General features: G+C 48.8%; 12 protein-coding genes. 6 read left to right on the top strand and 6 right to left on the bottom strand.

Annotated features, from left to right (window positions below; translation table 11 throughout):
- Nucleotides 1-264: 264 nt before the first annotated feature.
- Both ACMA1I_RS19200 and arfB read right to left on the bottom strand, forming a co-directional pair.
- Nucleotides 265-948 carry a hypothetical protein gene (locus ACMA1I_RS19200; RefSeq protein WP_337070081.1) on the bottom strand — a complete coding sequence of 228 codons (684 nt, stop codon included), beginning with the start codon at nt 946-948 and terminating at the stop codon, nt 265-267.
- Between the two features lie 225 nt (nt 949-1173).
- Nucleotides 1174-1590 carry an alternative ribosome rescue aminoacyl-tRNA hydrolase ArfB gene (gene arfB, locus ACMA1I_RS19195; protein WP_337070080.1) on the bottom strand — a complete coding sequence of 139 codons (417 nt, stop codon included), beginning with the start codon at nt 1588-1590 and terminating at the stop codon, nt 1174-1176.
- 228 nt (nt 1591-1818) lie between these two features.
- Here arfB and ACMA1I_RS19190 point away from each other — a divergent pair, with 228 nt between their 5' ends.
- The 6 genes from ACMA1I_RS19190 to ACMA1I_RS19165 all read left to right on the top strand — a co-directional run bounded on the left by ACMA1I_RS19190 (nt 1819) and on the right by ACMA1I_RS19165 (nt 7685).
- Complete coding sequence (locus tag ACMA1I_RS19190; protein ID WP_337070078.1) at nt 1819-2199, top strand: sensory rhodopsin transducer; 381 nt, start codon at nt 1819-1821, stop codon at nt 2197-2199.
- 1 nt (nt 2200) lies between these two features.
- A complete protein-coding gene (locus ACMA1I_RS19185) occupies nt 2201-3847 on the top strand; it encodes an alpha-amylase family protein (protein ID WP_337070077.1) in 1647 nt (548 codons plus the stop codon).
- A gap of 29 nt (nt 3848-3876) precedes the next feature.
- Nucleotides 3877-4839, top strand: coding sequence for a TIGR03885 family FMN-dependent LLM class oxidoreductase (locus ACMA1I_RS19180; protein WP_337070076.1), 963 nt, complete (start codon nt 3877-3879; stop codon nt 4837-4839).
- A gap of 280 nt (nt 4840-5119) precedes the next feature.
- Complete coding sequence (locus ACMA1I_RS19175; protein WP_414703942.1) at nt 5120-5446, top strand: alpha-amylase family glycosyl hydrolase; 327 nt, start codon at nt 5120-5122, stop codon at nt 5444-5446.
- Nucleotides 5367-6896 (top strand): alpha-amylase family protein, encoded by a 1530-nt coding sequence (locus ACMA1I_RS19170; RefSeq protein ID WP_414703941.1) that lies wholly within the window; start codon nt 5367-5369, stop codon nt 6894-6896. The genes ACMA1I_RS19175 and ACMA1I_RS19170 overlap by 80 nt, the downstream gene beginning before the upstream one ends.
- Before the next feature lie 153 nt (nt 6897-7049).
- Nucleotides 7050-7685, top strand: coding sequence for a hypothetical protein (locus ACMA1I_RS19165; protein WP_337070070.1), 636 nt, complete (start codon nt 7050-7052; stop codon nt 7683-7685).
- Between the two features lie 72 nt (nt 7686-7757).
- Here the strand turns inward: ACMA1I_RS19165 and ACMA1I_RS19160 are convergent, their stop codons facing one another.
- The 4 genes from ACMA1I_RS19160 to ACMA1I_RS19145 all read right to left on the bottom strand — a co-directional run bounded on the left by ACMA1I_RS19160 (nt 7758) and on the right by ACMA1I_RS19145 (nt 11340).
- Nucleotides 7758-9176: a thioredoxin-like domain-containing protein gene (locus ACMA1I_RS19160; protein ID WP_337070069.1), complete on the bottom strand. Its 1419-nt coding sequence runs from the start codon at nt 9174-9176 to the stop codon at nt 7758-7760.
- A gap of 235 nt (nt 9177-9411) precedes the next feature.
- Nucleotides 9412-10188 (bottom strand): TPM domain-containing protein, encoded by a 777-nt coding sequence (locus ACMA1I_RS19155; RefSeq protein ID WP_337070067.1) that lies wholly within the window; start codon nt 10186-10188, stop codon nt 9412-9414.
- Nucleotides 10189-10193: 5 nt separating this feature from the next.
- Entirely contained in the window at nt 10194-10631 is a 438-nt protein-coding gene (locus ACMA1I_RS19150; protein ID WP_337070066.1) for a TPM domain-containing protein, read from the bottom strand.
- A 130-nt stretch (nt 10632-10761) separates the two neighbouring features.
- Nucleotides 10762-11340 (bottom strand): LemA family protein, encoded by a 579-nt coding sequence (locus ACMA1I_RS19145; protein ID WP_337070064.1) that lies wholly within the window; start codon nt 11338-11340, stop codon nt 10762-10764.
- Between the last annotated feature and the right edge of the window lie 160 nt (nt 11341-11500).

The following is an 11500-nucleotide window of genomic DNA, read 5'->3' as shown; positions in this document are numbered from 1 at the left end:
GATAAAGTGCATAAGGCTAAGGAGTTAGGTGAAACATCGGACAATATTTCTACCTAATCCTTAGCCTTTTTTGTTGCGCAAATGCCTGTCTTAAACCAAATTAATTCCCGAGTTCACGTTAATTATTCTAATGAAAATACCCTTCCAGAGAGCATAGAGCAAAAAAATGCTGATGCCTGCAAAGCCGGAGTTACACTTTCGCCACAAGGCTATATTTGTGTTCCGCAGCTCTTGCTGGCATCAGCGCTGAGAATAGTTTTGGTTTTACTGCTTATCCTTTTTTTTGAAAATATCGAAGGGGCCTGGCTTCTCTTCTACCTTTGGCGGTTCTTTTTTCTTGAAGATATCAAACGGGCCAGATTTTACCTCCTGTTTTGGAGGTTCCTTCTTTTTAAAGATATCCAGCACACCCGGCTTTTCTTCCTCTTTCTGGTTATTCTTTTTCTTGTTTTTAGTGTCCTCCTCTTTTCTGCCAAAAGGCCACAGGGTTTTCTTTTTCTTTTTTTCCGCCAGAATGACGTACCTGATCGAAATGCCTGTTGATAGGGCTACCCAGTCTTCGTGATTTATATGAAAAGCCGGTTTTATATCTGTAGAGATAAGAATAGGAAGGCCGTTTACTTTATACTCCAGCCCTAATATCGCATCCAGGCCAGTAAAGGCTCCTCTGTCTTTTAAGTTGCCAATGTGGCCGCCAGCTCCCAAGTAGTAATTGAGCCGCCTGCCAAGTATAGGGCGGTGCCACTCATACAAGGCAGTGGCGCTAACATCGCGGGAGCCAACTGCAAAAATGCCTTCTATAGTCGATTTCTCAAACACCCGCTGCTGAACTGAAAGCCCAAACCGATCCCCATCTAACCTAACACCGGCGGCAGTACGGTATACCTGCGCCTCACTAACAAAGGCTGTACCCATAAGCAGGCAGCCCATCCAAAAGCTTTTCTTCATGCTACATTTAGTCTACTGCTGCCCCTGCAAATATCTTACCTAATGTGGCGACTATTATAGATGCAACAGGCAAAGTTTCTGGGCTAAGCTTGCGATGCCTGTATTCTTGCATAGCAAAAGCACTTTCCTGAAACTGAAAAACACTGGTACAATTACTTACTATTTCTAATTGAAAGACCAGGGCTAAACCAATTATTCTAATGAAAATGGCCTTCCAGAGGCATTTTAATCAGAATCGCCCCTGAACCTGCCCCTGCCCGATTTTTTCTCACTTTGCCTCCGCTTGCTTTCCAGGCGCTGTTTTACGGAGCCATGCGTAGGTTTGGTGGCCTTTCGGTGTTTCTGCTTTGTAAAGGCCTGGCGCAGTAGCTCATAAAATTTGCGGATGCAATCTTCTTTGTTCTGTAACTGGCTTCGTTCTGCCTGGCACACCACCTGCAGGTACCCGTCGCCCGTTATGCGGTTGGCTAGTTTCTGCTCCACCAGGTGTTTTTCCTCTTCTGTAAGCAAGGCCGAAGAAGCCACATGAAACCGTAGTTCTACTTTGCTGGCTACTTTATTTACATGCTGTCCACCAGCGCCCCCGCTTCTGGAAGCCTGAAATTCCAGCTCCCTGGTAAAGTCTCTTTCACCTAAACGCATATCTGTTTTGTTTCTGATTTATGCTGCTATCGTACCTGTGCTGCCTTTGCGCCTGACTTTTTTTAAATAAAACAGCTAAGCAGCAGGGCATTTATTTAAATGTAGCAGTAATACGCAAGGAGTTTATCAGGAGGTGAATATAACCATACATCTTAAAATTATCGTAAACCCGATACGAGTTCCGGTAGCGCAGGAACAAAGTAACGTTAAACAGCTAAAACCACACCTATGAAAAAAGAAATTGGCCATAAGGTATGGGCCATTGCCGAAGGGTACATTCCGTCTTACGGTAATGGTCCCGAGCCTGCCTTTACCAGCCACGAAACCGCCTGCATTTTGAATACATCGGAGCAGGATGCGCACATAGAGATTTTTATATACTTCGAAGATCGTGAGCCTGTTGGCCCATATAAGGTAACGGTGCCGGCAAAACGCACCAAGCACCTCCGGTTCAACGACCTGCAAGACCCTGAGCCTATTCCTCGCGATACCGATTATGCCAGCACCATTACCTCCGATGTACCGGTAGTAGTGCAGCACACCCGCCTCGACTCCCGGCAAGCAGAAAACGCTTTAATAAGCACCTTGGCTTATCCTGTAATTAATTAATATGAAAAGAGCTATGTTAGAAAAAGACCATTGGTATAAAGCAGGCGTATGGTACGCACTAGATGTAGAAACTTTTCAGGACTCTGATGGCGATGGTGTTGGCGACTTTCAAGGTCTGATAAGCCGCTTAGATTATCTGGCCACACTAGGTGTAACCTGCATCTGGCTGCTGCCTTTCTACCCCAGCCCCGGCCTCGACAATGGGTACGATGTAATGGATTACTATAACGTGGATAAGCGCCTGGGCTCCCTTGGCGATTTTACGGCTTTTGTGCGAGAAGCCAAAGAGCGGGGTATGCGCGTGCTCATCGATCTGGTGGTAAATCACACCTCGCGGGAGCACCCCTGGTTTCAGGAGGCAAGAAAAGACAAAAACTCCAAGTACTATAAATACTACATCTGGCGAAAAGAGAAACCGGAAGACTCGCATGCTGAGCCTATGTTCGGTGGCGAGGAAGACGACATCTGGTCTTACGACGAAGAGGCTAAAGAATACTACCTGCACCGTTTCTACAGCCATCAGCCCGACTTGGAAATCACTAATCCGGAGGTGCACAAAGAAATATTTAACATAATGGGATTCTGGCTGGCGCTGGGAGTAGCTGGTTTCAGGGTAGATGCCGCCCATATTCTGGTGCAGGACGACAACAACGAGTCAGCAGAGCACTTTTACAAACTGCTCGAAGACATGCGCTCCTACATTAACACCCATAGTACCGATGCCATTTTACTGGCAGAGGCTACCGGACCGCCAGAAATGATCGGCAACTTCTTTAAAGAAGAAACGCGCATGCACATGGCGTTTAATTTCCTGATGAACCAGCACCTGTTCCATGCCATGGCCATACAGGAGGCCGAGCCGTTGAAAAAAGGCTTTGGCTTACTGCCAGACAAGCCGGAAGCCTGCACCTGGCTTAACTTTTTGCGGCACCACGATGAGCTCACGCTGGTAGACTTAAAACAAAATGAGATAGAAGAAACCTTTGCTGCCTTTGCCCCGGAAGAAAACATGCAAATCTTCGGGCATGGCATCCGCCGCAGGCTGGCTCCTATGCTGGGCAACAACAGGCAGCAGCTTGAACTCTGTTATAGCCTCATGTTCAGTTTGCCAGGCACTCCACTCATCCAGTATGGAGCCGAAATAGGTATGGGCGACGATTTGTCGTTACCTGGGCGTATTAGTGTACGTACCCCCATGCAATGGTCTTCTGTTCAGAAAAATGGAGGCTTTTCTACTGCCCCTGCCGATAAGCTGGTGCGGCCCGTTATTAGCGGCGGTCCTTATGGCTTCGAAGAGGTATCGGTGCGGGACCAGCAGAACGACAGCTTCTCGCTCCTGAACTGGATAGAACGCCTGATCCGGATACGCAGGCAATGCCACGAAATTGGCCGGGGCAGGTGGGAGATAATTGAGGTAGGGCATAAATCGGTGCTGGTACACAGCTGCATCTTGCACTCCACTACAGTCTTTTTTCACAACCTAAGCGATACGCCCTGCTCCTTTACAGTGCCATCGCCTCTAAACGAAGCAGAAGAAGTAACAGAATACCTTAGCGACCAGTCTTACAGCCGCCCCGATGCTAACGACAAAATATTAGAGTTAGGGCCCTATGGTTACCGCTGGTTCAGAATAGGACATACCAAGTAGCAAGAGTTAACATTTAGAAAACGAAAAAAATGGTAAGAATAGGCTATCAGGCATCGCATGAGCAGTTTAAGCCAAGCGAGTTGCTTAAATATGTTAAAATGGCGGAACAGGCTGGTTTTAAGGCCTGTAACTCGTCTGATCACTTTCATCCCTGGAGCCACGACCAAGGGGAGAGTGGCTTTGCCTGGTCGTGGCTTGGAGCCGCCATGCAGGCTACTTCGCTAGACTTTGGTATTGTAAATGCCCCTGGGCAACGCTATCATCCGGCTATCATTGCGCAGGCCGCCGCTACCCTGGCAGAAATGTTTCCGGAGCGGTTCTGGGTAGCGCTGGGCACGGGGCAGTACCTAAACGAGCACATTACCGGCACAGTATGGCCCGTAAAGCAGGATCGTAATAGCCGCCTGAAAGAATGCGTAGACATTATAAGAGCGCTTTGGGCCGGCGAAAACGTAACGCACCACGGCCTGGTGACTGTAGAAGACGCCATCTTGTTCACGCGTCCCGCTACCCCTCCGCCTATTATAGGTGCTGCCATAACACCACCAACTGCCAAATGGGTAGGTGGCTGGGCCGATGGGCTTATTACCACAGCGCGACCACCTAAAGAACTTCAGAAAATGGTAGATGCCTTTAAAGAAGGTGGCGGCGAGGGCAAACCGATGTTTCTGAAAGTAGAAGTCTCTTTTGCCAAAACCGAAGAAGAAGCCATAGATGGAGCTTACGAGCAGTGGCGCTCCAATATATTCTCAAGTAGCGTGCTTACAGAGCTTCGCACCGCTAAACAATTACAGGAGGCTGCCCAGCTGGTGCAAAAGGAGATCATGAAAGAGCATGTACTCATTTCTACCGAACCGCAACAATATGCCGAGTGGCTGCAGCAATACATCGACCTGGGCTTTACAACCCTGGTGCTGCACAACGTAAACCTGGAGCAGGAGCGGTTTATAGAAGTGTTTGCCGAGCAGGTGCTGCCACAAGTGCAGAAATAACCCAGAGCACTAAAATAGATTTTAAGCTCCGGAAGGGCTTTTTTATTAGAATAATTGGTGCGGCTGCGCCAAGTGTAGCTGCACCGATTTAGAAACTATGAAAGCCCTTCCAGAAGCTGCAGTTTAGCAAAAAGCCTTGGACATAAAGTCTCTAAAAAAGCTCTGGAAGGCCAGTTTCATTAGAATAATTTAGCTTACTCTTGTTGCACTTTCATCTGGGCGCGTCTTGCGAAAGCCCAAAAAATAAACAAACCACAGAACCCTGACCTCAAAATAAGACATGATAGAAAAAGACTTCTGGTATAAAAATGCAGTGTTGTACACCTTGGATGTAGAAACCTTTCAGGATTCTAACAACGATGGCATAGGCGACTTCAGAGGCCTGATTAGCCGCATGGATTACCTGGCCACATTAGGTATTAACTGCATCTGGCTGCTGCCCTTTTACCCATCTCCCAACCGCGACAATGGCTACGATATTACCGATTATTATAGTGTAGACAGCCGCCTGGGCAACCTCGGAGATTTTGCCAGCTTNCATCTGGCTGCTGCCCTTTTACCCATCTCCCAACCGCGACAATGGCTACGATATTACCGATTATTATAGTGTAGACAGCCGCCTGGGCAACCTCGGAGATTTTGCCAGCTTTATTCAGGCGGCCAAAGAAAGGGGCATCCGGGTAATTATAGACCTAGTTATAAACCACACCTCTAACCAGCACCCCTGGTTCCTGGAGGCCCGGAAAGATAAGAACTCGCCCTACCGCGAGTATTATACCTGGAGTAAAGAAGAACCCAAAAACCCGGAGTACGAGCCGGCTTTTAAAGGCGAAGACAACAGCATTTGGGAATACGACGAAGTGGCAAAAGAATATTTTCTGCACCGCTTCTACAACCACCAGCCCGACCTGAACCTTGCAAACACAGCTGTGCGAAAAGAGATCCATCAGATCATGGGTTTCTGGCTGGCACTGGGAGTTTCCGGCTTTAGGGTAGATGCCGCCCATATTCTGGTGGAGAACGACGATCCAAAAGACCAGGGCGAGTTCCACGACCTGATAGAAGACATGCGTGAGTTTATAACTTCGCACAGCCGCGATGCTATTTTACTTGCCGAAGCCTCCGGGCCACCCAAAGTAGTAGGCAAGTTCTTTAAAGGAAAAGAGCGGATGCACATGATGTTCAATTTCCTGCTGAACCAGTATACTTTTCTGGCTTTGGCCACAGAAGAGGCAGAACCTATCCGAAAGGGAATTTCTATTCTTCCGAAGAAAGATATCTCGTCGGCCTGGCTCAACTTTTTGCGGCACCACGACGAGCTAAACCTCGAAGACCTGCAGGAGAAGGAACAAAAAGCCGTATTCGAAAAATTTGCTCCTGATGAAGACATGCTCATTTTTGGCCGTGGCATCAAACGCCGGCTCGCTCCTATGCTTAACGGCGACCAGCGCCGCCTGGAGCTGGCCTACAGCCTGCTGTTCAGCTCGCCTGGCACGCCCGTTATACAATATGGGGCCGAGATAGGTATGGGCGACGATATTTCGCTGCCGGGCCGGAACAGCGTACGCACCGCCATGCAATGGTCGCCAGAGCGGAATGGTGGCTTTTCGGAAGCTCCGCCATCCAAACTATCCAGACCAGCCTTAGCCCAGGGCGACTACTCTTATAAGCGACTGAATGTGATACAGCAACAGTGCAAACCAGACTCGTTGCTTAACTGGATGGAGCGCCTGATCCGGCTGCGGCGGCAGTACCTGGAGCTTGGTAACGGAGAATTGGAGATACTGCCAGTAGAGCATAAAGCTGTGCTGGCTTGTGCCTACAAACTTAGTTTTGAGATTGTGGTGGTGCATAACTTAGGTCAGGAAGCCTGCGAAGTTAACCTGCCCTTGCTGAAGGAAGACCACGAGAGCCTTATAGAGATTTTTAGCGACAGCACCTATCCTACTCCGAAACAAGGTGAGGTAGAATTAAACCCTTACGGTTATCGCTGGTTCAGATTAAGGCGAAAAGAAGATAAAGAAGAAGCCGCCAAGAAAAAGAAAATGCAGAAATAGGTGGTAAATTGTGGCAACAGCCATCAGAATTGCCTGGAGCGCGTGCCTCTGCCATTCTGATGGCTGTTGCATTTTAGTTGCACCTTCTCAATCTCAGTTAAATTGCGGAACTTGCGCCCAATTTTATAATGCCTGGTGTGCAGGTACAGCAGTATGCGGGAGAAGGTCGTACAATATATTTTTTTCTTTTCAGGGCTGATTTTGATCGCCCTCGGAAATGCAGTGGCGGTAAAGGTGAAATACCTGGGCCTGAACCCCTGGGAGGCACTTAACGTGGCGCTTTTTCAGAAGCTTGGCCTCACCATTGGCGCATGGAGCACCATTACAGGGTTGCTGTTGCTGGTGGTGGCGCTGTTTGTAAAACGGACCTACGTAAACATCGGCACTTTTCTGAATGCCCTGCTCATAGGCCCCATGATGGATTTTTTTCTCTGGCTTGATTTTCTTCCGAATGCGACAGAAACCCCTATAGACTATATTAATCTGGCTTGTGCTATTTTGCTGGCTGGCGCAGGAGGTGGTTTATATGTATCGGGTGGTGTGGGAGCCGGCCCTAAAGATGGGTTTATGCTTACCGTTGCCGAAATGACAAAGCTATCGGTAAGTCGTGCCCGCATGGCTGTGGAACTAGTGGTGCTGGTCATCAGCTATTTTTTGGGAGGACCTGTGTTTGTGGTTACATTTTTCTACACGCTGCTACAGAGTCCGATATTTCAGGGAAGCCTGAAATATTTTGGTAGGCTGAGAGTGTCGCTTACAGAGAAATGGCTAATGCAGGGAGCTGACTGAGGTTTGGTTGCTATAGGCAGGCTGTTCCTGTCTTAACTAATAAAGTATATTAGCTCCTCCGCTTAAAAAGATTCATAGCTGCACCAACACTTCTTCTTTCTCGCCGGAGTGCAGGTCTACTTTAAACAGTTGGTGGCTATTGGTGCTGGTTACCCAGAGTTTACCAGCCAAGAACATAATATCGTTTGGCTCCGAAAAACCATCGGCTAAAGTGCTTACCCGGTTCCGCTCCAGGTCGAGTACTTTAACTTTACCATTGTAGGTATCTGCAATGTAAATGTTGCTGTCTATTACCTCCACTCCTACACAATGCTGCAGCAAGGCATCATCTACAGTGCCATCAACGTCGCCAAAATCGAAAAGTCCTCTGCCCACCAGCGTAAGTACCATTCCTGATTTCAGATGCAGCGTACGAATGGCACTGGCCTCCGCATCGGCAATGTATAGCACCTCGCCGTATATGGCCAAGCCGCTTGGTTGGTTAAAGGCAGCCTCCAGAAGCAAACCATCGGTCAGGGCTTCGCGGCCGCTGCCGGCAAAGCGGTATACTTTTTCGGTGGCCAGATCCATACGTAAAATCTGATGATTGCCGGCATTGGCAATAAACAGGTTGTTGCCAACAAGCAGCAGGTCCCAGGGGCTGTTGGGATTTACAGGCACTCCGACTTGGTCTTCAAAGAAATAATAACCAAGCTCGCCGGTGCCTGCTACCGTGCTAACTTGCTTCTGCTGCAAATCTGCTTTCCGGATGGCATTATTTTTAGTATCGGCTATGTAGAGGGTTTGGCCATGCAAGGCTAGCCCGTGTGGTTCCTGAAAAGTAGCAGAGGCAAAATCACCGTTTTGAAAGCCTGCTTCGCTGCTTCCGATTGTCTCCAGCACCTGCCCCTGCTGATTTAGTTTCAGGATGCAGTTGTTGCCGCTGTCGGATAGGTATATATTGCCGTCCTCATCGCTGATGAGCTTGGAAGGGAAGGCCAAGGCAGCCGTGCTCTGGCTATGTTCCCCGTGGAAACCGAAGGGCACTTTATTTAAATCTTCGGCAAACTCTTCCTTCATTTTCTGAATATAAGGCTGTACCTTTTCGTACACGCCCTCCCCGGCATGCTGCCCAATTACTTTGCCATTTGGGTCTATGAGCACCACGGTAGGCCAAGCTCTTATGCCGTACTGGTTCCAGAGGTAATAATCAGCATCGTTTACCACGGGGTGCTCCACTCCAAACTTCCGGATGGCCTGCAAAATAGTTTCGTTGCTTTTTTCGGCGTCGAATTTAGCGGAGTGTACGCCAATTACCACCAGTACATCGGCAAATTCCTGCTCCAGGCGCCGCAAGTCTGGAACAATGTGCTGGCAGTTAATGCAGCCAAAGGTCCAAAAGTCGAGCAGTACTATCTTGCCCCTGAAATCTCTGATCGACCAATTTGTGTCGGTGTTGAGCCAGCCAAAGTGGGTGTTTAGTTCAGGTGCGTTTACGCGTCCGGTTAGCATAGGCGGTGCAGCTTTTCAGGTGTTTAACTCGTTTCTGTTACCGGAATAGACAGGAGAAGGTTGTGTAAGAAATGTAAGAGACAGGACGTTTTGCGCGAATCAAGATACAAAGGGGTCACAGATAAACTAGATAGCAACGAATTTCATTCGCTCAATCAAAAATTCCATATTAATCAAATTACTCTAATGAAAAAGGCCTTTCGGAGCCTTATAAAGCTCCGGAAGGCCAAGGGTCTTACCAACTGCTGCTGGCCCCGCCGCCTCCAAAGGAGCCGCCACCAAAGCCGCCGAAGCCGCCGCCACCACCTCCTCCAAAACCACCACCGAAGCCGCCGCCACCGCCAAAGCCACCCGGAATAAAAATGGGGCCACCGCCTAAGGTACGAGCGCCTCTGCGGCCTCCTCTGCCACCGCCGCCGCCTCTTCTGGAAATAAAGAACACGATCAGCATAACGATAATAATGATGAAGAAAATAGAAGGGCCACCTTCGTTGTCGCCACCTTGTTGCTGTGGGTCTGCCTGGTACTCGCCGCTGGCCAGGCTGAAGATGCGGCTCGTGGCTTCATCGAGTCCTTTGTAGTAGTTGTTCTGCTGGAAATTTGGCTTCAGAACGTTTTCTGTAATGCGCTTGGCAATGCCATCGGTTATAAAGTGCTCTACGCCATAGCCGGTAGCTATGGCTACCCGGCGCTCATTTTTCGCAATTAATATAAGCAAGCCGTTGTCGTTGGCTTTGCTGCCGATTCCCCATTGCTCCCCTAGCCGTGCGGCGTAATCGTCTATGGCATAGCCGCCAATGGAGGTAAGGGTTACAATGGCAATTTGGGTAGAAGTGGTGTCGTTGTAATTTACCAGTTTCCGCTCCAGGGCTGCCTCCTCTTCTGCGCTTAACATGTTGGCCAGGTCGTTTACAAGCCGTGGCGGGTTAGGGCGCGGCGGAAAATCGCTGTTCTGGGCAAAAGCCAGTACGGTGGCCAAACAAAAGTATATCGCAAAAAGTAGGTGCTTCATAGTGTTTATTCTCCGAAAGAGATATCGTCTTTGAGTTCGTTGAGATCCCCTTTCTGGTTGTAAGGAAAGTGCGCCTTCAGTTGCTCGCCAGCCATCAATATGCCCTCAGACAAGCCCTGGGCATACCGTTTCTCTTTGAAATGTGAAATAACTTTTGCCGTTACGTCTTCCCAGAAATGTTCTGGCACAATGGCATTGATGCCGGCATCGCCCAGAATGGCAAACTGGTGGTCGAGCAGGGCCACGTAAAACAGCACCCCGTTGCGCCCTTGAGTCTCGTGCATGTGCAGCTCTGCAAACACTTCGGTAGCCCGGTCGAGCACCGGGCCTTTGCAGTTGTTTTCTATGTGCACGCGTATTTCGCCAGAGGTATTTTTTTCGGCCTCTGCAATCGCCGCTACAATCTGCTGCTCGTCTGCCTCGGTTATAACATCTTTTGGCATGTCTTTGGTTGTTTAATGGCTAAATGGCTAAACTGTTACTTATTGGTTAGCGGGAGGCACAGTAAAAGCCTTCTTACATTTGCTGTCGCTCCTACAACCATTTAACAATTTAGCCATTTAACAGTTTAAATTAAAACTCCACCGTTGGGGCGCGTTCTGCGCCAGGGTCTGCCTGGAAGTGGCCTTTGCGTTCAAAGCCATAAATTCCGGCCATCAGGTTATTGGGGAACGATCGCACGGTGGTATTATAATCCTGCACCAGCTCGTTGTACTTACGTCGCTCGGTGCTTATCCGATTCTCGGTACCCGATAGCTCGGCCTGTAGCTCCAGAAAGTTATTGTTTGCTTTTAATTCCGGGTATGCCTCTGCTGTAGCCAGTAACCTCGACAGAGCTCCACTCAGTTGGTTCTGCGCCTGCTGAAAACGCTCAATGTTCTCTGGTGTCAGGTCTTCGCTGCTGATTTGGATGCTAGTGGCTCTGGAGCGGGCATTTATAACGGCTTCCAGGGTTTCTTTCTCAAAGTTGGCAGCCCCTTTTACGGTATTCACAAGGTTCGGGATAAGGTCGGCACGCCGCTGATACGAGTTTTCTACGTTGGCCCACTGGCCCTGAACCGCCTCATCCTTCTGCACCATCGTGTTGTACCCACAAGACGACTGCGAGGCTAGAATTACAAACCCAATCAGGTAAAAAAATAGTTTTTTCATAAGTAGCTGTTATAATTTAGTTCTTCGCGTGTATGTACTACAGGGCGCGATATGACTACGAATTTATTAAATCATCGTTTAGATAAACGTAAAACATACTAAAAATTGTATATTTTGTTTTGCTACCTCCCTCCTGCTTCCTTTGTTCACTCGCCTCTAA

This window comes from Pontibacter sp. 13R65 (genome assembly GCF_047525655.1).
GTDB lineage: Bacteria > Bacteroidota > Bacteroidia > Cytophagales > Hymenobacteraceae > Pontibacter.
Note: the sequence above shows the minus strand (reverse complement) of the source record. Positions and strands in the feature narration are given on the sequence as shown.

Excerpts from the sequence above, each read along its gene's own strand:
- ACMA1I_RS19200 (WP_337070081.1), bottom strand. The coding sequence starts at position 948 with ATGAAGAAAAGCTTTTGGATGGGCTGCCTGCTTATGGGTACAGCCTTT.
- arfB (WP_337070080.1), bottom strand. The coding sequence starts at position 1,590 with ATGCGTTTAGGTGAAAGAGACTTTACCAGGGAGCTGGAATTTCAGGCT.
- ACMA1I_RS19190 (WP_337070078.1), top strand. The coding sequence starts at position 1,819 with ATGAAAAAAGAAATTGGCCATAAGGTATGGGCCATTGCCGAAGGGTAC.
- ACMA1I_RS19185 (WP_337070077.1), top strand. The coding sequence starts at position 2,201 with ATGAAAAGAGCTATGTTAGAAAAAGACCATTGGTATAAAGCAGGCGTA.
- ACMA1I_RS19180 (WP_337070076.1), top strand. The coding sequence starts at position 3,877 with ATGGTAAGAATAGGCTATCAGGCATCGCATGAGCAGTTTAAGCCAAGC.
- ACMA1I_RS19165 (WP_337070070.1), top strand. The coding sequence starts at position 7,050 with ATGCGGGAGAAGGTCGTACAATATATTTTTTTCTTTTCAGGGCTGATT.
- ACMA1I_RS19160 (WP_337070069.1), bottom strand. The coding sequence starts at position 9,176 with ATGCTAACCGGACGCGTAAACGCACCTGAACTAAACACCCACTTTGGC.
- ACMA1I_RS19155 (WP_337070067.1), bottom strand. The coding sequence starts at position 10,188 with ATGAAGCACCTACTTTTTGCGATATACTTTTGTTTGGCCACCGTACTG.
- ACMA1I_RS19150 (WP_337070066.1), bottom strand. The coding sequence starts at position 10,631 with ATGCCAAAAGATGTTATAACCGAGGCAGACGAGCAGCAGATTGTAGCG.
- ACMA1I_RS19145 (WP_337070064.1), bottom strand. The coding sequence starts at position 11,340 with ATGAAAAAACTATTTTTTTACCTGATTGGGTTTGTAATTCTAGCCTCG.